The sequence below is a fragment of the Streptomyces sp. NPDC056231 genome (assembly GCF_048270745.1).
Lineage (GTDB): Bacteria > Actinomycetota > Actinomycetes > Streptomycetales > Streptomycetaceae > Streptomyces.
Map to the genome: position 1 here is coordinate 20,773 of NZ_JBLVKW010000056.1, position 22,694 is coordinate 43,466.

General features: G+C 70.5%; 21 protein-coding genes and 1 pseudogene. 13 read left to right on the forward strand and 9 right to left on the reverse strand.

Annotation, left to right across the window (positions count from 1 at the left end; genetic code table 11):
• Positions 1-7: 7 nt before the first annotated feature.
• Positions 8-1,201, forward strand: a complete 1,194-nt coding sequence (locus tag ACNPQM_RS31335; RefSeq protein WP_358856314.1) for an acyl-CoA dehydrogenase family protein — start codon at positions 8-10, stop codon at positions 1,199-1,201.
• Positions 1,198-1,599: a RidA family protein gene (locus ACNPQM_RS31340; protein ID WP_358856315.1), complete on the forward strand. Its 402-nt coding sequence runs from the start codon at positions 1,198-1,200 to the stop codon at positions 1,597-1,599. Before ACNPQM_RS31335 ends, ACNPQM_RS31340 begins: the two co-directional genes overlap by 4 nt.
• Before the next feature lie 63 nt (positions 1,600-1,662).
• Here the strand turns inward: ACNPQM_RS31340 and ACNPQM_RS31345 are convergent, their stop codons facing one another.
• The gene (locus tag ACNPQM_RS31345; protein ID WP_358856316.1) at positions 1,663-2,163 is read right to left on the reverse strand and encodes a DUF6069 family protein; all 501 of its coding nucleotides are present in this window, start codon (positions 2,161-2,163) and stop codon (positions 1,663-1,665) included.
• A 151-nt stretch (positions 2,164-2,314) separates the two neighbouring features.
• On the opposite strand from ACNPQM_RS31345, the gene ACNPQM_RS31350 reads away from it, so the two are divergent.
• Entirely contained in the window at positions 2,315-3,454 is a 1,140-nt protein-coding gene (locus ACNPQM_RS31350) for a PP2C family protein-serine/threonine phosphatase (RefSeq protein WP_418086610.1), read from the forward strand.
• On the opposite strand, the gene ACNPQM_RS31355 is transcribed toward ACNPQM_RS31350, so the two are convergent.
• Entirely contained in the window at positions 3,429-4,865 is a 1,437-nt protein-coding gene (locus ACNPQM_RS31355; RefSeq protein WP_418086611.1) for a DUF6056 family protein, read from the reverse strand. The two genes, ACNPQM_RS31350 and ACNPQM_RS31355, sit on opposite strands and share 26 nt — an antisense overlap.
• A 257-nt stretch (positions 4,866-5,122) precedes the next feature.
• Positions 5,123-6,391: an MFS transporter gene (locus ACNPQM_RS31360; RefSeq protein WP_418086612.1), complete on the reverse strand. Its 1,269-nt coding sequence runs from the start codon at positions 6,389-6,391 to the stop codon at positions 5,123-5,125.
• Between the two features lie 442 nt (positions 6,392-6,833).
• On the opposite strand from ACNPQM_RS31360, the gene ACNPQM_RS31365 reads away from it, so the two are divergent.
• The 5 genes and pseudogenes from ACNPQM_RS31365 to ACNPQM_RS31385 form a co-directional block, all read left to right on the forward strand.
• Positions 6,834-7,061 (forward strand): rhodanese-like domain-containing protein, encoded by a 228-nt coding sequence (locus tag ACNPQM_RS31365; RefSeq protein ID WP_418086613.1) that lies wholly within the window; start codon positions 6,834-6,836, stop codon positions 7,059-7,061.
• A 94-nt stretch (positions 7,062-7,155) separates the two neighbouring features.
• A complete protein-coding gene (locus ACNPQM_RS31370) occupies positions 7,156-8,541 on the forward strand; it encodes a rhodanese-like domain-containing protein (protein WP_418086614.1) in 1,386 nt (461 codons plus the stop codon).
• 127 nt (positions 8,542-8,668) lie between these two features.
• Entirely contained in the window at positions 8,669-9,253 is a 585-nt protein-coding gene (locus tag ACNPQM_RS31375; RefSeq protein ID WP_418086615.1) for a rhodanese-like domain-containing protein, read from the forward strand.
• 86 nt (positions 9,254-9,339) lie between these two features.
• Entirely contained in the window at positions 9,340-9,585 is a 246-nt protein-coding gene (locus ACNPQM_RS31380; RefSeq protein ID WP_418086631.1) for a metal-sensitive transcriptional regulator, read from the forward strand.
• A gap of 260 nt (positions 9,586-9,845) precedes the next feature.
• Positions 9,846-10,464, forward strand: a pseudogene (locus tag ACNPQM_RS31385) (radical SAM protein); the annotation flags it as partial.
• A 91-nt stretch (positions 10,465-10,555) separates the two neighbouring features.
• Here the strand turns inward: ACNPQM_RS31385 and ACNPQM_RS31390 are convergent.
• The 3 genes from ACNPQM_RS31390 to ACNPQM_RS31400 all read right to left on the reverse strand — a co-directional run bounded on the left by ACNPQM_RS31390 (position 10,556) and on the right by ACNPQM_RS31400 (position 12,549).
• Entirely contained in the window at positions 10,556-11,008 is a 453-nt protein-coding gene (locus ACNPQM_RS31390) for a pyridoxamine 5'-phosphate oxidase family protein (protein WP_418086616.1), read from the reverse strand.
• Between the two features lie 341 nt (positions 11,009-11,349).
• A complete protein-coding gene (locus ACNPQM_RS31395) occupies positions 11,350-11,955 on the reverse strand; it encodes a CBS domain-containing protein (RefSeq protein ID WP_418086617.1) in 606 nt (201 codons plus the stop codon).
• A gap of 195 nt (positions 11,956-12,150) precedes the next feature.
• On the reverse strand, positions 12,151-12,549 hold the full coding sequence (locus ACNPQM_RS31400) for a hypothetical protein (protein ID WP_418086618.1): 399 nt from the start codon (positions 12,547-12,549) through the stop codon (positions 12,151-12,153).
• A 368-nt stretch (positions 12,550-12,917) separates the two neighbouring features.
• Between ACNPQM_RS31400 and ACNPQM_RS31405 the strand changes: the two genes are divergently transcribed.
• Positions 12,918-13,610, forward strand: a complete 693-nt coding sequence (locus ACNPQM_RS31405; RefSeq protein WP_358856329.1) for a response regulator transcription factor — start codon at positions 12,918-12,920, stop codon at positions 13,608-13,610.
• 103 nt (positions 13,611-13,713) lie between these two features.
• Here the strand turns inward: ACNPQM_RS31405 and ACNPQM_RS31410 are convergent, their stop codons facing one another.
• Positions 13,714-14,187, reverse strand: coding sequence for a hypothetical protein (locus tag ACNPQM_RS31410; protein WP_418086619.1), 474 nt, complete (start codon positions 14,185-14,187; stop codon positions 13,714-13,716).
• 34 nt (positions 14,188-14,221) lie between these two features.
• The gene (locus tag ACNPQM_RS31415; protein ID WP_418086620.1) at positions 14,222-15,940 is read right to left on the reverse strand and encodes a SulP family inorganic anion transporter; all 1,719 of its coding nucleotides are present in this window, start codon (positions 15,938-15,940) and stop codon (positions 14,222-14,224) included.
• 244 nt (positions 15,941-16,184) lie between these two features.
• Here ACNPQM_RS31415 and ACNPQM_RS31420 point away from each other — a divergent pair, with 244 nt between their 5' ends.
• Positions 16,185-16,805, forward strand: a complete 621-nt coding sequence (locus ACNPQM_RS31420) for a hypothetical protein (RefSeq protein ID WP_418086621.1) — start codon at positions 16,185-16,187, stop codon at positions 16,803-16,805.
• Between the two features lie 154 nt (positions 16,806-16,959).
• The gene (locus ACNPQM_RS31425) at positions 16,960-17,865 is read left to right on the forward strand and encodes a universal stress protein (protein WP_418086622.1); all 906 of its coding nucleotides are present in this window, start codon (positions 16,960-16,962) and stop codon (positions 17,863-17,865) included.
• A gap of 191 nt (positions 17,866-18,056) precedes the next feature.
• Here the strand turns inward: ACNPQM_RS31425 and ACNPQM_RS31430 are convergent, their stop codons facing one another.
• Positions 18,057-19,235, reverse strand: a complete 1,179-nt coding sequence (locus ACNPQM_RS31430; RefSeq protein ID WP_418086623.1) for an NlpC/P60 family protein — start codon at positions 19,233-19,235, stop codon at positions 18,057-18,059.
• Between the two features lie 465 nt (positions 19,236-19,700).
• Here ACNPQM_RS31430 and ACNPQM_RS31435 point away from each other — a divergent pair, with 465 nt between their 5' ends.
• Together ACNPQM_RS31435 and ACNPQM_RS31440 are read left to right on the forward strand one after the other, a co-directional pair.
• On the forward strand, positions 19,701-19,976 hold the full coding sequence (locus tag ACNPQM_RS31435; protein WP_358856335.1) for a DUF5808 domain-containing protein: 276 nt from the start codon (positions 19,701-19,703) through the stop codon (positions 19,974-19,976).
• 263 nt (positions 19,977-20,239) lie between these two features.
• A complete protein-coding gene (locus ACNPQM_RS31440) occupies positions 20,240-22,624 on the forward strand; it encodes a phosphoketolase (protein ID WP_418086632.1) in 2,385 nt (794 codons plus the stop codon).
• Positions 22,625-22,694: the final 70 nt, after the last annotated feature.

The window sequence follows — 22,694 nt, forward strand, 5'->3', positions numbered from 1 at the left end:
CGCCGGTATGACGGCATTCTCACTCGATCCGGCACAGACCGCCTGGTGCGAAGAGCTGCGCGCCCTGGCCGAACAGGAGCTGCGCCCCCTCGCCGAGAAGGGCGAACCGGGGCACGTCAACCGCCCGCTGATCGCCGCCCTCGGCGAACTCGGCCTGCTCGGCCGCATTTTTTCCTCCGGCGCCCTCGACCTCTGCCTGCTGCGGGAGTCCCTCGCCCGCGGCTGCACGGAGGCCGAGACCGCGCTGGCCCTCCAGGGACTCGGCACATACCCGTTGGTCCAGGCGGGTACCCCGGCCCACCGGGCGCGTTGGCTTCCCGAGGTGCAGGCCGGCCGTGCCGTCGCCGCCTTCGCACTGAGCGAGCCCGGCGCCGGCTCCGACGCCGCGGCGCTTGCCCTGGCGGCCGAGCACGCCCCGGACGGCTGGCGGCTGACCGGTGAGAAGTGCTGGATCTCCAACGCCCCCGAGGCGGACTTCTACACCGTCTTCGCCCGTACGACACCAGGCGCCGGAGCCCGCGGCGTCACCGCGTTCCTGGTCCCCGCCGACCGTCCGGGACTGACCGGCACCGCCCTCGACATGCTCTCCCCGCACCCGATCGGCGCCCTCGCCTTCGACGGGGTCCCGGTCACGCCCGACGATGTGCTCGGCGAACCGGACCGCGGCTTCGGGGTCGCCATGAACACCCTCAATCTGTTCCGTCCCAGCGTCGGCGCGTTCGCCGTCGGAATGGCCCGTGCTGCCCTCGACGCGACCCTCGACCACACCGCGCAACGCACCGCGTTCGGTGGCCCGCTGAAGGAACTGCAGGCCGTCTCCCACCAGGTCGCCGAGATGGCCACCCGTACGGAGGCCGCGCGGCTTCTCGTGTACGCGGCCGCCGCGGCGTACGACGCGGGGGAGCCCGGCGTGCCGGGCCGGGCGGCGATGGCGAAGCTGTACGCCACCGAGGCGGCGCAGTACGTCGTCGACGCAGCCGTCCAGCTGCACGGCGCCCGCGCGCTGCGCCGGGGGCATCTGCTCGAACATCTCTACCGGGAGGTGCGTGCCCCGCGGATCTACGAGGGCGCCAGCGAGGTCCAGCGCACGATCATCGCCAAGGAGCTGTACGCGACGGCGACGCAGAGAGCGACAGGGACCGCGCATCGGACGCCGGCCTCGCATCGGACGCCGACCGTGAATCAGGAGCCGCCCGTATGAGCCCGATCCACCGGATCAACCCCGCCGAACTGTCCCCGCCCACGGGCTTCTCGCACGCCGTCACGGCGACCGGCAGCCGCCTGGTCCTCCTGGCCGGGCAGACCGCCCTCGACCGGGACGGCAAGGTCGTCGGCGCCACGCTGCCCGAGCAGTTCGCGACGGCCCTGAGCAATCTGCTCACCGCGCTGCGTGCGGCCGGGGGCTCCCCGGCCGACCTGGCGCGGGTGACCGTCTACGCCACGGATGTCGCCGACTACCGCGCACACGCCCCCGAACTCGGGCGGATCTGGCAACGGCTGGCCGGCCGCGACTACCCGGCGATGGCGGTCATCGGGACGGCCAGGCTCTGGGACGAACAGGCGCTCGTCGAGCTCGACGGCATCGCCGTACTGCCGTGAATAACCTCGCACGGACGCGGCCCGCGCCGGGACCGTGCGCCCCGCACGCCCGGGATCCGGCCGTCAGTAGGGGGAGCGTCGCACCGAGCTGCGGCCGGCGGCGGACAGCAGGGTACCGATCACGACTCCGATGGCGAGGCAGATGGCCGCCGCGCCGATCCTGGCGTCGACCGGGACCGATGTGGTGAAGGGCAGCAGCACCATGACGGCAGTGGCGAGGGCGACGATGCAGACGAAGAACGGGCCCGGCTGCCGCGTCGTGAGGATCAGCAGATGCACCAACGCTGTGGCCGCCAGCGCTGCCAGCCCGGCCCCGGTGGCCAGCAGTCCCGTCGAGGCGTCGCCCAGCGCTCCGGCGCTCTCCGGCGCGAAGAGAGGCACGTCCAGGACCCCACGGAAGAGGAGTACCCCGGCGACAGCGGTGAGCGCGGCGACGACGGCGGTCAGGGCGCCGCCCGCCCACAGCCGCGCCGCGTCGACACGGAGCCGGGGCGGTTTCGGGCGGAGGTATCCGGGCCGCTGGTGCGGCTGCCCGTAGCTGTCCTGCGAGTCCCATGTGTCCACGTTCGGTCTTCTCCCCTCGGTACCCGGACCCCGATCGTGGAACGGGTGACCGGAACCGGCGAACGCACGCGGTCCGAGCGGGTGACGCACCTGAGGGCCCCGCTGGCGGCCACGGGGCGCGGACCGGTCGACAGGGGTGTAAGCAGAAGACATGCACGTCCGGCACAGCGGCCACCGCCGCACCCCGTCCTGGCGGCTGAGCCAGGTGCTGCTCGTTGTGCCGTTCGTCCTCATCGCGACCGTCGCGCTGATCGACATCAGCACGCCGGAGTCCATCCACCTCGGCCCGTTCCTGGTCGCCGCGCCCGCGCTCACCGCCTCCTTCGCCGGCCCCGGCCCCACGGCCGCCGTCGGAGCGCTGGCCATCGCGGCCCAGGTCGTCATCGGCGCCCTGCAGGGCGGCGTCGGGACACCGAACCACGAGGCCCAGATCGCCGCCGTCGCGGTGATCTCCGCGTTCCTGGTGGTGTTCCGCTACGCCCTCGACCGGCACGAGCGGCAACTGGAGCGGGTGCGCTCGGTGGCGGTGATGGCGCAACAGGTCCTGTTGCACCCACTGCCGCACCAGATCGGCCCCTTGAGTATCGCGTCCGTGTACATCGCGGCCGAGGAGGAAGCCCAGATCGGCGGTGACCTGTACGCCGCGGTGCCCACCCCGGGCGGGACCCGCCTCGTGGTCGGCGACGTCCGCGGCAGCGGCCTGCCCGCCGTCGACGACGCCGCGGTGGTGGTGGGGGCGTTCCGTGGGGCGGCGTACGAAAACCTCACGCTGACCGGCGCCGTGGCACACATCGCCAACGCCTCGTACTGGAACATGGCCCAGCTCGCCGAGACGGATCCGGAGTACGACGAATCGTTCGTGACCGCGCTGGTCCTGGACGTCTGCGAGGAGGACCACAGCATCCGTCTGGTGAACTGCGGACATCCCCCTCCGCTGCTGCTGAGCAGGGACGGTCGTGTCGAGGAACTGGAGGTCAGGGAACCCGCGCTCCCGCTGGGGTTCGGCATGGTGTCGGAGAACCAGTACGAGGTCGAGACCTTCGGTTTCCACCCCGGCGATCTGCTGCTCCTCTACACCGACGGAGTCATCGAGGCACGCGACCGCAGAGGCACCTTCTACCCGCTCGCCGACCGGCTCGCCGCCTGGAACGGCACCGGCCCCGACGCCCTTGTCGAGCATCTCCACACCGACCTGCTGCGGCACGCCGGCGGGCACCTGGGCGACGACGCCGTCATGATCGCGATCACGAAGGCGTCCGGCGCGGTCAGGGGAGCCGCAGCGAGTAGGTGATCCGCTCCAGGTGGTAGTAGTCGGCAACGCATGTGGCCGGCCAGACCTTCCGCCCGTGCTGACGGAACGGTTCCACCATGCCGCCGACCGACAACGGCATGTACGGGAGAACCCGGTCGCCGTCCGCCGCACGCGCGCGCATCCACCGGTCCTGGCGGTCCCACTTCACCGCCCGTACGCGCATGTCATGTTCGAGCCGGCCCAGCGGGACGGCGAGCGCGAGGCACACGACGGCGCACACCCCCGCACCGGCCGCCTGCACCGCACCGGTGCGGTGCAGGCGCAGACCCAGGGCGAGTCCCACCAGCGCGCCGGCCCCGACGAGCACCGCAACGTACAGCAGGAGGTAGTCGTTCCAGATCCGTGAGGAGGTCATCACGCTCTCGCCGAAGGCGGGATACGCGACGACCGTGCAGAGATATCCGGAGACCAGGAACGCGAGGGCACCGGCGCAGGACAGCAGCGGCCAGCGCTCCGGCAGGACCACGCGCCGCCCACCGGGCCCCCTGATGAGCAGCCCCAGCAGGATCCCCGCCGCGACCGCCCCCAGATGGGCCCACGTCGTGAGGAGCGTTCCCAGGATGTGACCGAAGCCTCGCAGGGACCCGAGGAGCGAGTCGGGAGCAAGGAAGGACACCCCGTCCGTGTCGAACCGCTTCCGCCGTATTCTCGCGCCCGGCGACGTGTAGAGCACGAGCGTCCCGGTCACGGTCCCCGCCATGCCCGCCAGGCACCAGCCCCGCACATAGGCACGGCGCTGCCCGACGAGGAGCAGCAGAACAGCCGACAGGACAACGAGCACGACGACGGACGCCTCCTCCGAAAGCGTCCCCAGACAGAGACCCGCCACGAGAACGGTGACCAGCGCGCAGCGCCTGCCCCCGCGCGACCGGGCCCGGAGCAGCGGAACGGCCGCGGCACAGGCAAGCACCGGCGCCATGGTGTGCGAGACGGACGACGCGGGCCAGTAGAACGTCTTGTACGTGTTGGGCGTTGCGAACAGAAAGACGGCCGTCACCATCGACGCCACGAGCAAGGGGACTCCCCGTGGCGCCGTCAGACTGCCCCGGCGCAGCGCCGATACGGTCACCGCCCACACGATCCCCAGCGTGACCACACAGCTGACCAGGCCGAACCACTGGTGCCCCGCGACGCCGAACCTCCCGTACGCCCAGACCAGAACGGCGTTCGCGATCCGCCCGTTGTCCTTGAGATAGAACTTCCCGACCATCCCGGGGAGCCCCTCGTCCCGCACGACGGGCAGAAAGCACCACTCGTCCGCACCGGGCCGGACCCACCGTCCGTACCACGCCGCCGCCCCGAGAAGACCGAGTGGCAGGAGACAGAGCGCAGTCGGCCAGAGCGTCCTCCACGCCGGTGAGCGACGGGCGTTCGCCGCCTGGCCGGGCACCGTCCGTTCCCGTTCGCGCGGCTGCTCCGAAAGGCCTGTCCGTGAGGCACCGGGGGCCGCCTCCCGTGCCGGGCCGGGGGCCGTCATCGTGCTTCTCGAACCGTGGTCATCGCCGCTATCTGATACAGGGAGGCGGGCAGCCCGGTCTGCGCACACGCAGGGGCGACCGCAGCTTCATCCGAATGGCGGACGCCGAGTTCTGCTGCGGCGCGCACGGGGTGAACCAGGCGGCGCGCTCGGACCTGGAGTCCGCGGGGTCAGCGGGCGGGGCGGTCGGTGATCCAGCGGGCGGCGAGCAGGCCGGAGGCCGCGGTGAGGACGGCGGCGGCGATGACAGTGGCGTTGAGGCCGAGGGCGTCGGCGAGGACACCGGCGACGAGGGCGCCTGCGGCGTAGCCGATGTCGCGCCAGAAGCGGTAGGTGCCGAGCGCGTTGGCCCGCCAGGTGGGGTGCGCGTGGTCGGAGACGGAGGCGATGAGGGCCGGGTAGACCATGGCGGTGCCCAGGCCGAGCGCGACGGCGGAGAGGATTCCGGCGAGCAGGGGCCGGTCGAGCAGGGCCAGCGCGAGGACGAATCCGGCGGCCTGGACGAACATGCCGGTGACGATCAGGGGTTTGCGGCCGATGCGGTCGGCGAGGTGGCCGGTGGGGATCTGGCCGATGCCCCACAGCAGCGGGTAGAGGCCCTTGACCAGGCCGACAGCGGCAAGTCCCAGACCGTGGTCGGTGAACAGCAGAGGGAAGACGCCCCAGGTGAGGCCGTCGTTGAGGTTGTTGACGAGTCCGGCCTGGCTGGCGCCGCGCAAGGAGCGGTTGCTCCAGGAGGTACGGGCGAAGGTCTTTGCCAGCCCGGTGGACTGCTCTGCGCCGGCCGGTCGGGGATGCCGGGCGAGTTCGAGGGCCACGTGGGCCGCGGTGTCCCGGACGGACAGGGACAGAGCGATTCCTGCGGCAACGAAGACGATGCCGATCAGTTCGGGTGCAGGGCGCAGGCCGTATGTGGTGGCCAGGTAACCGGTCAGCAGGGCGGAGGCGCCGACGGCGACGTATCCGGCGGCCTCGTTCAGGCCGGTGGCGAGACCGCGGCGGGCAGGGCCGACGAGGTCGATCTTCATGTTCACGGTCATCGACCAGGTCAGGCCCTGGTTCATGCCGAGCAGGACGTTCGCGGCGACGATCCAGCCCCAGGACGGCGCCCATGCGAGGACGAACGGGACGGGTATCCCGATGATCCAGCCCGCCATGAGGAGTTGCTTGCGGCGGAAGCGGGCGGTCAGCTCGCCGGCGGCCAGGTTGGTCAGCGCCTTGGTGACGCCGAAGGCGATGATGAAGGAGAAGACGGCCAGATCGCTGGTCAGCCCGAAGACGTCCGTGCCGATGAGGGGAACGGTAGTGCGTTCCAGGCCGACCAGGGCGCCGACGCAGACGTTGACGATGACGAGCAGGGTGAACTGCGCCCAGTTCTCACGCAGTCCCAGGCGCACTGCGGTGTCGGCGGGTGTGACCGCAGGGGGGCTGGTGCTCACCGGCTGCTGCCTTCCGCGCCGTGAGCGAGCTGTGCGCCGTGGGCGGTTGTCTGTCCGTTTTCCATGATCACCCTCAGTCGATCCACATACCCCCGTGGGTATGAAAACAGTCAAGGGAGCCCGTCGTTCCCGGCTCCTCCTTGAGTGCAGAATACCCCCCTGGGTATGTCGTCCCGACGTGGTCCGCTCTGTGGCATCCGGCTCCGGCGGTCGGCCGACCACCTCGGTCGCGAACCGCCGCACTCCTGGATTTTATACCCCCAGGGGTATTTGACATCTGTGGCAGGGCGTGCCTACTGTCGTCATCAGGAAATACCTAGGGGGGTATATGGAAGCGAGGGATCGCGGTGCGCGAAGTGGATCTGGATGTGTTCGCGGCGGCGTGGGCCGAGGGGGCGCTCGTCCTGGACGTGCGGGAGCCGGAGGAGTACCGGGCCGGCATGTGCCCGGAGCGCGACTCGCCCCGCTGTCCATCCTCGCCACCGCGGTGGGCGAGGTGTCCAAGGACCGGCCGGTCTACGTGATCTGCGCCAGCGGCAACCGCAGCCAGTGGGGCGCCGAGCGCCTGGCTGCCGTCGGTGCGGATGCCGTCTCGGTCGCCGGTGGCACCAACGGCTGGGCCCGCACGGGCCGCCCGCTCGTCACCGGACCGGCACCCGGCGCCGCGTGAAGGAAGTGCCCGCCGTCCGGGCGGGCCTTTCGGCGGTTTTCTTTTGAGCGCATATACCCCTCGGGGTATGTGTTCATTCTCACGGAGGGTTCCTGTGTTCTTCACCCAGTACTACCTCGACTGCCTCTCCCAGGCGTCGTACATGATCGCGGACGAGACCAGCGGCCAGGCCGTGGTCGTCGACCCGCGCCGGGACATCTCGGAGTACATGGCCGATGCCGAGACCCGCGGCTTCACTGTCGTCGGCGTCATCAACACCCACTTCCACGCCGACTTCGTCGCAGGACACCTGGAGATGGCGGCCCGCACCGGCGCCTGGATCGGCTACGGCCATCGCGCCGAGACCGAGTACTCCATCCGCAAGTTCACCGAGGGCGAGCGCGTCAGCCTCGGCGACGTCACCCTTGAAATCATGGAGACCCCTGGGCACACCCCGGAGTCGATCAGCGTCCTGGTCTACGAGCACGCCACCGACACCGTCCCGTACGGGGTGCTGACCGGCGACGCGCTGTTCATCGGTGACGTGGGCCGGCCCGACCTGCTCGCCTCGGTGGGCGTGACCGCCGAGGAGCTCGGCGCGATGCTCCACGACAGCGTCCAGAACAAGCTGATGGGCCTGCCGGACGAGGTCCGGGTCTTTCCCGCCCATGGCGCGGGCTCCGCCTGCGGCAAGAATCTCTCCACCGAGAAGCAGTCCACCATCGGCGAGCAGCGTGCCACCAACTACGCCTGTGCGCCCATGAGTCGAGAGGACTTCGTGGCCCTCGTCACCGCGGGCCAGTCCGCGGCGCCGGGCTACTTCTCCTACGACGCCGAACTCAACCGCAAGGATCGGGAGCTGTACAACCCGGCCGCGGCGCCCCGGCCGCTGACCTTTGAGGAGTTCTCGGCGCTGCGCCGGGCCGGGGCCGTGGTGGTCGACGCCCGCGGCCCGCAGGAGTTCGGTGCCGGACATCTGCGCGGATCGGTCAATGTGCCGGCCGACGGCCGGTTCGCCGAGCAGGCCGGAACCGTGCTCTCCCCCGACGCGCAACTGCTGGTCATCGCGCCGGAGAACCGCGAGGAGGAGGTGGTCACCCGTCTCGCCCGGATCGGTTTCGACCGGGTGGCCGGCTATCTGCGCAATCCCGAGGACGCCCTCGCGGCCCTGGCGGACGAGGCCGGCCCCGCCAGCCGGCTGACCGCTGCCCAGCTCCGTACCGCTCTGGAGAGCGGAGAGCCCCCGCTCGTGGTCGACGTTCGCGCCTGCGGAGAACGCGCGGCGGGATTCATCGACGGCTCGCTGCACATCTCCCTCGGCGAGCTGCCCCGCCGCCTGGGGGAGATCCCGCGCGACCGTGCGCTGGTCCTGCACTGCGCGGGCGGTCACCGCTCCTCCATCGCCGCAAGCCTGCTGCGCCATCACGGCTTCACCGACGTCTCCGACATCCTCGGCGGCTACGCCGCCTGGGCGCTGCTGACCGAACCTGCCGACGCCTGACCCCAGTCGTCACGAAGACCACCGGCATGCCCGCGAGGGGCAGCCCATGCCCTGGCGGGCCGCCGGTGTCCACCCCTGTTCGACTGCATACCCCCTGGGTATGCGTCCGCTTACCCATGGAGCCCCCATGACCAGCAACGCCTCCCGCGCCGCCGCAATCGACTCCGCCGCCCTGCAGCGGCTGATCCGGGAAGGCCGCGGACCCCGCCTTCTGGATGTCCGTACTCCCGGCGAGTTCCGCAGCGTCCACATACCCGGTGCCTACAACGTGCCCATGGCCACCCTGCGCGAGCACCGCGCCGAACTCCGCACCCACCTCGACGAAGACGTCGTCCTCGTCTGCCGCTCCGGCACCCGCGCGGCACAGGCGGAAGCCGCCCTCGCCGAGGCCGGACTGCCGAACCTGCGTGTCCTGGACGGCGGCATGATCGCCTGGGAGACAGCGGGCGGCCCCGTCAACTATGGCTCCGACCGCTGGGACATGGAACGCCAGGTCCGGCTCGTCGCCGGATCCATCGTGCTGACCACCGGGCTCGCCGGCTTGCTGGTGCCCGGCATCCACCTGATCGGCACCGCCGTCGGCGCAGGCCTGACCTACGCGGCCCTCAGCAACAGCTGCGCCATGGGCATGCTGCTGGCCAAGCTGCCCTACAACCGCGGCCCGCGCACCGACATCCGCGCCGTCATCGCAGCCCTGCGGGACAAGCCGTGATCGTGGTCTGAAGTCGTTCGCCGGCCTGGCCGGTCACCTCTCGGGCCGGAACAAGGAGGAGCCCGGTGAAAGTAGAAGAAGAAGCCATGGGCGCGGTCCTGAACCGGCTGCGCCGGGCGCAGGGCCAGCTCGCCGGTGTCATCGCCATGATCGAGGCCGGGCGCGACTGCAAGGACGTCGTCACCCAGCTTGCCGCCGTCTCCCGGGCCCTGGACAGGGCCGGCTTCAAGATCGTGGCCAGCGGGATGCGTCAGTGCCTCGCCCGGAGCGAAGCCGACGCCCCGCCCATGACCGAAGCGGAACTCGAGAAGCTGTTCCTCGCGCTCGCCTGACCTCACCGGCGGCCGGGCCGACGCCCGGTCGCTCGGCTGGTGTGGGCCTCGGGGCCATGCAGCCACGCACCTGTGTCGCCACCCGCGCCAGGGGCCGATCGGCCCCGTCGAGAGGGGCCGGACAGCGCGGCAACGGGTTCCCGCAGGCCCTGCCCCGGGCAGCGATGACAGACGAGCGTTCCCACCCCGCGAATACACCGCCAGGACTCACTCCCGCACGCCACCACTCACTTCGGCTCAGCAAACCGACAGCAGCTCGCAACGCCGACACCTGGCATGTGCGGGACAGGCGGGAGACCACCGTCGACGAGGTGATGGCGGAGATCGCGAAGTACCGGGCCTTCATCACCACAGCGGGCGGGGGAGTGACCATCACAGGCGGCGAGCCGCTGCTCCAGCCCGGCTTCACCGGCGACGTGCTCCGCCGTTGCAAGGAGCTGGGTCTGCACACAACCCTGGACACCTCCGGCTTCCTGGGAGCCCGTGCCGACGACGGGCTGCTCGCCGACACCGACCTGGTGCTGCTCGACATCAAGTCCTTCGACATCGGCACCTACCGACGGCTGACCGGCGGCGCTCTCGCCCCCGCGCTCAGTTTCGCGACTCGCCTGGACCGGCGGGGCATCCCCGTGTACATCCGCTACGTCCTCGTTCCCGGCTGGACCGACGACCCGTCCGCCGTGGACGGCCTCGGCGCCTTCCTGGCCGGCCTGGGCAATGTCGACCGGGTGGACGTCCTGCCGTTCCACAAACTCGGCGCCCACAAATACGACGCCCTGGGCATCGGCTTCCCGCTCCGCGATACCCCCTGTTCCCGGTCCGGAGCTGACGGAACGGGTGCGCGAACAGTTCCGAGAGCACGGTCTTCGGGCCATGTGAGCCCGAACGATCGGGGCAGGCGTCAGCGTGTGCAGCTCACACGGCATGCAGCTGTCCACGGCTGCTCTGTGCAGCCGCTCGTGGACCGTGATCAGGCGTTCGCGGCGGTGAGTCGGATGCCGGTGATCAATTCCGGGCGGATACGGACCGCGTAGTCCATGGTCTGGTTCACCCAGGGGCTGAGCAGTGTGCGGTAGCGGGCCAGTTCACCCGGCTCTGTCACCTGGTGGGCGTAACCGGTGACCATCACGCTCCAACCGAGGTGCATGTCCGGGTCGATGGCGTCGGCCTCGTAGGCGACGACCACGCCCTGGCCGGCGGCCTGCCGCGCGCGCGAGGTCAGCGCCGCGCCCTCGTGAGTGCGGATGACGATGTCGCCGTTGTCCAGGACGTGGTTCACCGGGCGGATGGTCGGCAGCGCGTGACGAGTGAAAACGATCCTCCCGAAGGACACGCTGCCCAGCAGCCGCAAGGCTTCGTCACTGTTGAGCTCGACGCTCCGGCGCGGTCCGGCGGGAAGGGGCTGGGCGTGGTCGATGGTCATGGCAGGCTTCCGTAGTCCCTTCGAGTCGGGCCGTGGACGGCTGCCCGTTCGTGGCAACCGGGTGAAGAGGGCCCCACGGGCAGGCTCGATCAGGTCATTGGAACCGCACCGGAACTCCTCGTGCCAGGGCCGTTCGGCCCTCGTCCGCGTCCGGCCGGCCCTGCGGCGGTGCGGACCGGTGCCGCTCACGTCTTCACTCTCGCCCTGCCTTGCCCCCACTCCCAGGTGCCGATGGTCCCTTCCGGGGCTGACCGGTACCGCTTCGGACAGGCTGGGGGCGTTCGGACAAGCGGTTCATCGCGGCGTGACCTGCGCCGCTCGGGTGGCCGGGTCAGGATGATTCAGTGCGCGGCCGGCTGCGCAGGGCGGCAGTCGTCGATGTCGAACCGGAGCCTGCTGACCACACCGACGACGCCTTCCAGACGCCAGGTCGACCGAAGGGCCAGGGGGACGTCGCTACGGTGGTGGAGGCGTCCCTCCAGCGTGACCATGCCGTCCCGGACGGAAACGGCGACGGCGCCGGGTGGCAGGCGCAGCGCGCTGACCAGGACCTCCACCACCCGCTGACGGATCTCCTCGTCCGTACGCAAGAAGACCCGCAGCAGGTCGCCGCGGGTGGCGATACCGATGAGGCGGTCCTCCTCATCCACCACGGGCAGACGGTCGACCGTCTGACGCGCCATCAGCCGTGCGGCATCCGAAACACGTTGCTCCGGATGGATGGTGACCGCCGGGGTGGTCATCAGCTCTCCCGCGGTCGTGGCCACAGAGCCGTGCGCGAGATCGGCGCCGGAGACCACCCCGACCACCTTGTCATCGTGGTCGACGACCGGCAGTGCGCTGATACGGTGCCGGTCCAGCAACCGCACCACGTCATCCAACGGCGTCTGTCGGCTTGCGCAGACGACCTCGCTCGTCATGACTTCGCCGACGATGCGCGTATTCATGGCGCTTCCCTCCTTCACGGTGCGAGCGGGAGGCGGGCAGGCCCTGCTCTCCGCTGGGTGACAGTGCCGCTGCCTCGAGGCACCGGCCGGCCGCCTCGCCTCCCCTTCAGCCTCGCAGCCACCCTGCGCGCGGCGCAGGGCCCAGACGTACCTGGTGGAGGACCGACCCGCCTCGCACCGGAGGGCCGGGAGGCTCTAATCCCGCCCGCTGACGGCCTGGCCACCACGCCATGGTGGGGGAGTGGCCGCCCTGCGGGCCGCCGCCTTGCGGTGCAGGACCCGAGTCAGCTGGCTGCGGAGGCGGTCCTGCAGCCGGTCCGCCAGTTCATGTGCCGTCGCCTCCTGGGCGTGCACGACCACACGAGAGTCCCCCACGACGAGCTCGGCCCCGGCATACCAGGGCTGCTCGACGTGGTGCGCCGCTGCCTTCGCGATCCTCACCTCGCCGCTGACGTCCGGAACTCCGGGCCGGTTGAGGGCCGTGTCGACCTTGGTCCGGACGTACGCGAGTGCCTCTTTGTCCACATCGCCTTCCGATCGCACCTGTACTGCGACGGTGGAGGTGACGTGGGTGCCGGTGTTCTTCGCAGTCATCTGCTCTGCTCCTTCGATCGTTGGGCAGCGGCTTCAGACTTCTGCGCGGACCGGTGCGGGCCCAGGGCTGGTCAGACCCCATTAACGGGGCCATAGGACCTCTCCCTACAGGGCCGCCGGACTCGCCCATCGGCAGTGTGGGTCCGACCGGCTGCCGGGAACTGTCCGGGGCGTGGTCCTCGACGTGGACGTGTCCGGCCCGCAAGTTCGTCCCGGCACGGCACCACTGCTTCTGGCTGCGGGAGACCCTGTGGAAACAGGGCCGACCGGCCCTGGCCCTTCGGCCCGGATCCCGGAAAGATCCCGGTACGGAGACCGGTACGGTGCAAGTGGACATCGACGAGTGACGCGGAACCAAGGAGCAAATGATGGCGGACAGCAAGCAGCCCGGCGCCGACAGTCCGATCCGGGTCTTCCTGCTGGACGACCACGAGGTGGTACGACGTGGAGTGCGCGACCTGCTGAACGACGAGCCGGACATCGATGTGATCGGCGAGGCCGGCACCGTGGAGCAGGCCCTGGTGCGCGTCCCCGCACTGCGCCCGCAGGTGGCGGTCCTGGACGTCCGGCTGCCCGACGGTGACGGCGTGACCGTGTGCCGGGAGCTGCGCTCGCGCATGCCGGAGCTGGCCTGCCTGATGCTGACCTCCTTCGACGACGAGGAGGCGCTGCTGGACTCGATCATGGCGGGCGCATCCGGATACGTTCTGAAGCAGATCCAAGGATCAGACCTGGTGTCCGCAGTGCGCACCGTGGCCCGCGGCCAGTCCCTGCTGGATCCGAGCGCCACCACCAGGCTGATGGCCCGACTTCGGGACGGGCAGCAGCAGGAAGAAGTGCCGGACGCCCTGCCCGGTCTGACCGAGCGGGAGCGGGAGATCCTCGCCCTGATCGGTGAGGGCCTCACCAACCGTCAGATCGGCCAGCGGCTGTACCTCGCCGAGAAGACGGTGAAGAACCACATCTCCCGCCTGCTCGCCAAGCTCGGCGTGGAGCGCCGTATCCAGGCCGCGGTCATAGCCACCCAGGTCCAGGGCCGGCAGAGGCAGGAAGGGCGCTGAAGTCGCGGGGCCGGAAGTACCCGTCATCGCCGCTGCCCGCGCCGCCTGGCATGTCTTCCTACCCCGGCAGTGAGTCCGATCTCATACCGCATGAGTCGGCGCGTCACTGATCATCGAGGGATGCCTGCCGGGCAAGGAACTCCTCGAACGCCGCCTTCTGCTTCGGATCCATGAAGCCTTGGCGGACATTGCGGGCCTTCTCCTGGAGCCAGTACGCCTCGTCGGGGTTCAGGAGCTCGGCGACCACCACGCCTTTGCGAGCAACCGCCGTGCGCCCCCCTACGCGACGACGAAAAAGCGTGAACGCGCCGAATTCCGCTGGGTGGGCCAGTTCCAGCTCCTCCGCCACAGCCCGGTTCTCTTCCCCGGCGCCACTCGTCGGGTAGCCGGTGGGGGCCCAATGCTCCCAGAGCGCCAGCGTGGCCGCGGGCACCAGCACCGCGCGTTCCGCCTCTTCACGCCCCTCCCACATGAACGTGACAGTGATGGGCTCGCCAACCGCCTCGGCCAGCCCGAGCACCCTCTCCATCTCGTCGTTGACCGGGTAACCCACCACTACATCGATCTGAATGCCCATGGTGCCTGAGGCTACGGGCCGCTTCCGACCGGCGTCAGCCGGGCCGGGCCTCGAGCCACCGACGGTAGGCGGCAACCGCCGTCGGCAGCGTCGGGAAGATGAGATCCGTCCCGATCGAGCCCGCGAGACCGTACGCCTCCAGGTCGTGCAGCAGGTCCTGCTTGACCCGGGCGAGGGCGAACACGATGCCGCGGCCGCTCAGTTCGCGGCGCAGTTCGTCGACCGCGTCGAGGGCGGTGATGTCGACCTCCACGTTCGCCTCCGTGTTGAGGACGAACCAGCGGACGGGATCGGTCTGTTGGGCGACCGCGGCCAGCGCACGGCGCCGGAAGTCCTCCGCGTTGGCGAAGAACAGCGGCGAGTCGTAGCGGTAGACCAGCAGACCGGGGATCGTACGGGCCTGGGCGTAGTCGTCCACGTCGTGCATGCCCGCAACCCCGGGCACCAGCCCCTCCACCGCGTCGTGCGGGCGAGCCACCCGGGTCAGCAACTCGGCCACCGACAGGCCCACGGCCACGATCACGCCGTACAGGATGTCCAGGGCGAGCACCCCGGCCAGGCAGCCGAGCGCGAGCAGCAGTTCGCGGCGGCGGAAGGACGCCAGGCGGCGGAAGCCCGCGAGGTCGATCATCCGCACGGCGGCGTAGACGACGAGCGCGCCCAGCACGGCGGAGGGGGTGCGGGTCAGGAGCGGACTGAGGAAGAGCAGGACGGCCAGTACCGCCGCCCCGGCGACCAGGGAGTACGCCTGGCTGCGGGCGCCGGCCGAGGAGGCGAGGGCGGTCCGGCTGGCGCTGCTGCTCACCGGGAAGCCGTGCAGAGCAGCGGCACCCAGGTTGGCAGCTCCCAGGGCGAGGAACTCCTGGTTGGCGTCGAGCCCGGGCCCATCTTCCTCGCGGTTGGCGAACGCCCGTGCGGTGAGGATGAAGTCGGTGTACGCGACCAGGAGCACGCCGAGGGCGGGCAGCACCAGGTGCGGCAGCTCGCTCAGGTCGGGCAGGGCGAGGTCCGGGAGCCCCGAGGGGACCTTGCCGATCACCTTGATGCCGTACCGGTCGTCGAGGTCGAAGGCCACCACGGCCGCCGTGGCGAGGACCATGGTGAGCAGCGGACCGGGCAGCGCACGGACGTAACGGGCCACCAGGAAGAGGAAGGCGAGCGCGGCAGCCGAGAAGACGACGGTGTTCGGGTGCACCTCGTCCAGATGGCTCACGAACGACCACAGTTGGGGGAAGAACTCGGTGCCGGACGTCCTGACCCCGGTGAGTTTGGGCACCTGGTCCACCATCATGATCAGGGCCACGCCCGCGAGGTAGCCGATCAGGACGGGACGGGAGAGCAGGTCCGCGAGGAAGCCCAGCCGCACCGTCCGCGCCACGAGGCACAACAGCCCGACCGTGGCCGCGAGGCCGGCCGCCAGCGAGGCGTAGCGCCCGGAGTTCCCCGCGGCGAGCGGGCCGACCACGGCGGCCGTCATGATGGCGGTCGTCGACTCGGGACCGACCGACAGGAGGCGTGAGGAACCGAACAGCGCGTACAGCGCCAGGGCCGGCAGGATCGCCCATAACCCGGCGACCGGCGGCAGCCCGGCCACCCCCGCGTACGCCATGACCTGCGGCACGAGGTAGGCCGCCACGGTCGCTCCGGCCAGCAGGTCGCCCCTCAGCCACGCACGCCGATAGCCGAGAAGCGCGGCGAGGCCGGGCACCAGGCGGTGCCACCCGGGAATGTGCCCGTCCGGGCCATCGGTCATGAGCCGCCCTTCGCCTTCAGGATCCACCGGAGCGCCGTCATCCCTCCAGCTGGGGGCGCTCTCCACGAGATGCCCACAGGGTCCCACGCGTACCGTGCACAACGCGTGCGACCCAACAGGCCCCGTGGAAAGGGACCTTCAGTCCCATGGCCGCAGACCTTCGGCATCAGGCGGTGCGCGGCGCCCGCGACAAGAGTGAGGAGCGTCAGGACAACGACCAGACATCCCCGAAGGGATCACCGCCATGGCCGTGCACGAGCACCCTCACCGGAGTCCAGGATTCCACCTGTCCTTCCGCAGCAACCGCACCGGCTCCCCGATCGCCGTGTCGACACGCACCGACACCCACTCCGTGGGGGCCTACGCCTTGGCGTCCCTGCGTCTGCTCACCGGTTTCGTCTTCCTGTGGGCGTTCCTGGACAAGACTTTCGGCTTCGGCTACGCGACCGCGTCCGGCAAGGGCTGGATCGACGGCGGGTCGCCGACGAGGGGCTTCCTCGGTTCCGTTGCCGCCGGGCCGATGGAGTCGACGTTTCACTCGTGGGCCGGTGCCGCCTGGGCGGACTGGCTGTTCATGCTGGGCCTGCTCGGCATCGGCGTGGCCGTCACAGCCGGTGTGGCGCTGCGGCCGGCCGCGGTGGCGGGCACGGCGATGATGGCGTTGATGTGGATCGCCGAGTGGCCGCCGGCCACGCACCTGTCGGACGGGTCGCCGAGCATGTCGACGAACCCCTTCGCCGACTATCACGTCGTCTACGCGCTGGCGCTGATCGCCGTGGCGACCGCGGGCGCCGGTGCCACCTGGGGCCTGGGCCGGCTGTGGGCGCGGCTCCCGCTCGTCCGCGACCACACCTGGCTGCGCTGAAAACCCCACGGCGCGACAGCCCCTCGCCCCGGGACCCGTCGCGCGAGGGTCCATCGGTCCGGCTGAAGGACCAGTGGCCCCTGCCCCGAAAGACCCCCTGAACACGACGTTGGAATCGGGTCCCTTCGGGTCCCCGATTCAGGAGGTGGAGATCATGCCCCGCACCATCATCGTAGGTTTCGACGGCTCGCCCGAGAGCCGGGCTGCCACCGAATGGGCTGCCCGCGAGGCGAAGCTGCGCGGACTGCCGGTGAGGCTCGTCCAGGTCTGGGAACCGGTACCGGAGCCCATGGCCCAGGCCCCGCTGCTGGGCGCCGAGACCCACCAGCACTGGACCGAGAGGGTGCCGCGCGAGGCCGCCGAAGGGCTGCGGCTGCGCCACCCCGGCGTCGAGGTGGCCACCGAACACGTCACCGGACGGCCCGCCGAGGCCCTGGCCCGCGCGGCGCAGGACGCCGAACTGCTCGTCCTCGGCTCGCGCGGCCTGGGCGGGCTCGGCGGCTTCCTGGTCGGCTCGGTCGGCCTCGCGGTCGTGGCGTCCACCGAGCGGCCCGTCGTCCTGGTCCGCGCCGGAGAGCAGGCCACCGACGAGCACGAGATGGACGAGGCCGGCATGCCGTCCACCGCTGCCCCCTTCCGTCCCGTCGTCCTCGGACTGGACGTCAGCAGCCCCGACGAGACGCTGATCGGGTTCGCCTTCGACGCAGCCAGACGCCGGAACGTGCCGCTGCACGTCGTGCACGGCTGGAACCTGCCGCCCTACTACGCCTACGGCATGGCCCTGGAGGCCGCGTTCCAGCGGGAGCTGGCGGAGGTCGAATCCACCGTCCTGACCCAGGAACTGCGTCCCTGGCAGCAGAAGTTCCCCGAGGTCGAGGTCGTCGCGGAGTCCCGCTACGGCAGCCCGTCCAACCTCCTGATCGACGCCTCCCAGGAGGCCTCCCTGGTCGTCGTCGGCCGGCGCATGCGCCGCTCCTCCCTGGGCGCCCACATCGGCACCGTCACCCACGCCGTCCTGCACCACGCCACCGCCCCCGTCGCCGTCGTCGCACACGACTGACGCGCCATGGCCTGACGGCCACCGACGTCGAGGAGTCCATGGGTGCTCCCGGGTTCCTGGACGGCCCTCGGACCGCTGTCAGGGACGGTTCGTTCCGACCCCGACAGCGGGTCCGGGGCTCTGGGGCTGGTCCATGACGAAGCCCCCGCGCCGGCCCCGGCCGTCGCAGTCCGGCGACCGGAGCGGGTGAGTCACAGACGGTGCACGGTGTGCAGGGTCCTCGCGTAGGTTCCTGTACCGTCCAGGAGCGAATTGCCTCCCAGATCGGCCATGGTGGGCCCATTGCCGGTTTTGCGGCTCGACAGGAATCGACGCCCACCGCCGGCGTCCCGGCCGAGGTAGATGCCGACGTGGTCGACCGTCACTGTCGCTGCGTCGTCACCGGAGTCGGCATTGAACAGCACGAGGTCACCGGGCTGCAGCTGCACCGCGGACGGTGCAGTGGTGCCGTCGGTCCGGTCGACAAGAACACCAGGCGCGTAGTCGGCCATGTCCCGGGACTTGCGTGGGATCCGGGTCCTGGACGTGTCCTGGCCCGCGGCCATCGGTACACCGCAGTGGAAGCCGTAGACCATGCGTGTGTAGCCCGAGCAGTCAAGGTTCCCGACCTGCTTGCTGGAGGGGCCTGTGTACGTGCCGTCGGGGAAGGTCCAGCCCAGATTCATGTACTCGTGGAAGTCGGCGCCTTCGTACCGATATCCGTGCGGGTCCAGATAGCCGTATCCCGCCTCGCCAAGCACCTGCTTGCCCTGGGCGGGGCCCGCGCCGCCCGTCACCGTGGGCGCGCCCGCGAGGAACATCGCCGCATGCGCCAGCACGTCCGGAGCGGTGGAACCCGCCCATCCACGGATGGTCTGCTCCATTGCCGGGGTCCACGTGCCGTCGAAGGGCTGGGACAGTACACGCACCCAGTCCGTGTGCGTGACACTCACCGGCTCCTGCCAGGTCGCGGCGTCCACCTGGAACCTGCTGACGGTGAGCCGGACCGGCAGGCTGGTACAACCGGAGTTGGCCAGTGCACGCAGACCCACCCTGCCCGTGGTGAACGTGGAGTCAGTGACATCGACGGCCCACGGCGACGGCTCGTCGAGTGCAGAGCGCCACGCCTTGACCCGGATACGGGCACCCTCACGACGCACCCGGATCGTCCAGTCCGTTTCCGCCGGTACGCCGGTGGCGAGGGTGAGCGCCGCGGTCAGCTGGGTCACGGTGTCGGCGACCTCCTTCTCGACCCGTAGCTCAACGTTGCCGGAGGTGAGGAACGACAGTCGCGCCCGGTAGTTGTTGTGGGTGTCCTGGTATCCGAAGGACAGCGCGTACGAACAGGCCTGACCCGTGGGTACCTTGTCGAACCGGGCGACGGAGCGCACATCGACATGGTTCGCGCTCCGTGGGTCAGCAGCGCGACACGCCGACCGCCGGAGGTGACCTCGGTCCTGGCAGGGCTTCCCGCCAGCACGGTGGCGGTCAGTGGCTCACTGAGTGTCACCTGGGTGAAGTAGGAGGCGTCCAAAGGCGCCAGGGTGACCGAGGAACGAGCCGTGGTCAGATCCGCCGAGGCCGCCAGTGGTGCGACAGCGGGCGACGTCTCGGCGCCGTGGGATGTACCGGCGGCAAGACCGGTGAACGGGACGGACGCAGCAGACGCTGCGAACGCAGCAAGCAGGCTGCGTCGGGATGTGTGCGACATGCCCATCATGATCGCCCCCTCGCGGGTATCCCTGTCCATCGCCGACGCAGCGTCCTGGTCGGCGGCTTCACCGACAGGCTCCCCCTGAGCCGGCCGTGAAACCATCGTTTTTGGCCGAGGCCGGAACGCCGCGTACCTTCTGACCATGAACAGGCGACTGCAAAGGAACGTGGTGCTCGTTGCCGCCGGCGCGGTTGTTGCCGCGGCCCTGGCGAAAGAGCTGCGCAAACCGTCGGAGTCGCGGACCTGGACGGGGCGCATCGTTGGACTGCCCTACGACTTCCGGCGGCCCACACCGGAGAAGATCGTCCGCGAGTTCTGGGATCCGGACAGCGACGCCTTCTTCACACCGCATGCGTTCGGCGTCGGATATGGGGTGAACCTGGCCCGGGTGGCCCGGGAACTGCGTCGGTCTCCTTGACCGGGTTCCGGTGACGACGGGCGGGTGCCACGGTTGATGACGGACGTCGGCCCGCCACAGGATCCGATGAAGACCGGGGGACGGCCGCGCGTCCGGCTCGGTGTCGTGACGAAAGGCCCTCAGCTCTCTCAGCTTTGCGAGTGGTCCGGTTTCCGCGAACCGGTGTGTCGCGGTGAGCCCTCTGGTGGGCGTCAGCCGGGTGGGGGAGGGTGGAAGGCATGGCGGACCCGCCGGACCATCCGTTGTGGAAGAAGGGACTCCCCATGTCCGTCGACACGCAGCAGGCCCCCGCCCGGCTCTCCGACGAAGAGCTGAGGACGCTGGACGCCCACTGGCGCGCCGCGAACTATCTGGCCGTCGGCCAGATCTACCTCATGGCCAACCCCCTGCTGACCGAGCCACTGCGCCCCGAGCACGTCAAACCGCGGCTGCTGGGCCACTGGGGCACCTCTCCCGGGCTGAACCTGGTGCACACCCACCTCAACCGTGTCATCAAGGCCCGCGGCCTGAACGCCTTGTGCATCTGGGGGCCGGGCCACGGCGGGCCTGCCGTGGTCGCCAACTCCTGGCTGGAGGGCTCGTACTCCGAGACCTACCCGGACATCACGCGGGACGCGGCCGGCATGGGACGGCTGTTCAAGCAGTTCTCGTTCCCCGGCGGAGTGCCCAGCCACGTAGCGCCCGAGACCCCCGGATCCATCCACGAGGGCGGCGAACTGGGCTACTCCCTGTCGCACGCCTACGGCGCCGCCCTGGACAACCCCGACCTGCTGGTCGCCTGCGTCGTCGGCGACGGCGAGGCGGAGACCGGCCCGCTGGCCGCCTCGTGGCACTCCAACAAGTTCCTGGACCCGGTGCACGACGGCGCCGTCCTGCCGATTCTCCACCTCAACGGCTACAAGATCGCCAACCCGACGTTGCTCGCCCGGCTCCCCGAAACGGAACTCGACGCGCTCCTCAATGGGTATGGACACGACCCGATCCACGTCACCGGCGACGACCCTGCCGCCGTCCACCGCTCCATGGCCGGCGCCATGGACAGCGCGCTGCACCGCATCGCCGCAATCCAGCGCGCCGCCCGCGAGGACGGCGCCACCGAGCGCCCCCGCTGGCCCGTGATCGTGCTGCGCACCCCGAAAGGCTGGACCGGGCCGGCCGAGGTCGACGGCCTGCCGGTCGAAGGCACCTGGCGCGCCCACCAGGTCCCGCTGGCTGCCGTCCGCGACAACCCCGACCACCTGCGGCAGCTGGAGGCATGGCTGCGCTCCTACCGCCCGGAGGAACTGTTCGACGAACACGGCCGCCCCCGTCCCCGGGTGCTGGCCTGCATTCCCGAAGGCGACCGCCGGCTCGGCGCCACCCCGCACGCCAACGGCGGACTGCTGCTGCGCGAACTCCCCCTGCCGCCGCTCGAGACGTACGCCGTCGAAGTCGACAAGCCCGGAGCGACCCTCCACGAACCCACCCGCGTCCTGGGCGACCTGCTCGAACACGTCATGCGGTCCACCGCCGACCGGCGCGACTTCCGTCTGGTCGGCCCCGATGAGACCGCCTCCAACCGCCTCCAGGCCGTCTACGCGGCCAGCGGCAAGGCGTGGCAGGCCGAGACCCTGCCCGTGGATGAATTCCTGGACCGGCACGGCCGGGTGATGGAGATCCTTTCCGAACACACCTGCCAGGGCTGGCTGGAAGGCTACCTGCTGACCGGCCGGCACGGGCTGTTCTCCTGCTACGAGGCGTTCGTGCACATCGTCGACTCGATGGTCAACCAGCACATCAAATGGCTGCGCGTCACCCGACGGCTGCCCTGGCGGGCCCCCGTCGCCTCCCTCAACTACCTGCTCACCTCGCACGTGTGGCGGCAGGACCACAACGGCTTCTCCCACCAGGACCCCGGTTTCGTCGACCACGTCCTCAACAAGAGCCCCGAGGTGGTACGGGTCTACCTGCCGCCGGACGCCAACACCCTGCTGTCCGTCGCGGACCACGCGCTGCGCAGCCGCGACTACGTGAACGTGATCGTCGCCGGAAAGCAACCCTGCTTCGACTGGCTGTCGATGGACCAGGCCAAGGTCCACTGCGCGCGCGGCGCCGGCATCTGGGACTGGGCCGGCACCGAGGACGGCACCCGTGAACCGGACGTGGTCCTCGCCTGCGCGGGCGACGTCCCGACCCAGGAGGTGCTGGCCGCCGCCCAGCTGCTGCGCCGGCACCTGCCAGAGGTGGCGGTGCGCGTGGTGAACGTCGTCGACATCGCCCGCCTGCTGCCGAGTGAGGAACACCCGCACGGGATGGGTGACTTCGAGTACGAAGGCCTGTTCACCGCCGACAAGCCGGTGATTTTCGCCTACCACGGCTACCCGTGGCTGATCCACCGGCTCGCCTACCGGCGCACCGGGCACCGGAACCTGCACGTGCGCGGCTACAAGGAGATCGGCACCACGACCACCCCGTTCGACATGGTGGTGCGCAACGACCTGGACCGCTACCGGCTGGTCATGGACGTCATCGACCGCGTCCCGGGGCTCGCCGTTCGCGCCGCCGTCGTGCGCCAGCGGATGGAGGACGCCCGGCTGCGCCACCACGACTGGATCCGGGAGCACGGCACCGACCTGCCCGAGGTCGCCGACTGGACCTGGGACGGCTGACCGGACTGGTCTGACGATGGTGTGGCCGTGTGCCGGGAACTGCGCTCGCGGATGCCGGAGCTGCCCTGCT

Coding starts and splice junctions, on each gene's coding strand:
- ACNPQM_RS31400 (WP_418086618.1), bottom strand. CDS start 12,549: ATGACTGCGAAGAACACCGGCACCCACGTCACCTCCACCGTCGCAGTA.
- ACNPQM_RS31340 (WP_358856315.1), top strand. CDS start 1,198: ATGAGCCCGATCCACCGGATCAACCCCGCCGAACTGTCCCCGCCCACG.
- ACNPQM_RS31420 (WP_418086621.1), top strand. CDS start 16,185: ATGGCCGTGCACGAGCACCCTCACCGGAGTCCAGGATTCCACCTGTCC.
- ACNPQM_RS31395 (WP_418086617.1), bottom strand. CDS start 11,955: ATGAATACGCGCATCGTCGGCGAAGTCATGACGAGCGAGGTCGTCTGC.
- ACNPQM_RS31410 (WP_418086619.1), bottom strand. CDS start 14,187: ATGGGCATTCAGATCGATGTAGTGGTGGGTTACCCGGTCAACGACGAG.
- ACNPQM_RS31380 (WP_418086631.1), top strand. CDS start 9,340: ATGGGCGCGGTCCTGAACCGGCTGCGCCGGGCGCAGGGCCAGCTCGCC.
- ACNPQM_RS31335 (WP_358856314.1), top strand. CDS start 8: ATGACGGCATTCTCACTCGATCCGGCACAGACCGCCTGGTGCGAAGAG.
- ACNPQM_RS31405 (WP_358856329.1), top strand. CDS start 12,918: ATGGCGGACAGCAAGCAGCCCGGCGCCGACAGTCCGATCCGGGTCTTC.
- ACNPQM_RS31440 (WP_418086632.1), top strand. CDS start 20,240: ATGTCCGTCGACACGCAGCAGGCCCCCGCCCGGCTCTCCGACGAAGAG.
- ACNPQM_RS31425 (WP_418086622.1), top strand. CDS start 16,960: ATGCCCCGCACCATCATCGTAGGTTTCGACGGCTCGCCCGAGAGCCGG.
- ACNPQM_RS31435 (WP_358856335.1), top strand. CDS start 19,701: ATGAACAGGCGACTGCAAAGGAACGTGGTGCTCGTTGCCGCCGGCGCG.
- ACNPQM_RS31415 (WP_418086620.1), bottom strand. CDS start 15,940: ATGACCGATGGCCCGGACGGGCACATTCCCGGGTGGCACCGCCTGGTG.
- ACNPQM_RS31375 (WP_418086615.1), top strand. CDS start 8,669: ATGACCAGCAACGCCTCCCGCGCCGCCGCAATCGACTCCGCCGCCCTG.
- ACNPQM_RS31350 (WP_418086610.1), top strand. CDS start 2,315: ATGCACGTCCGGCACAGCGGCCACCGCCGCACCCCGTCCTGGCGGCTG.
- ACNPQM_RS31390 (WP_418086616.1), bottom strand. CDS start 11,008: ATGACCATCGACCACGCCCAGCCCCTTCCCGCCGGACCGCGCCGGAGC.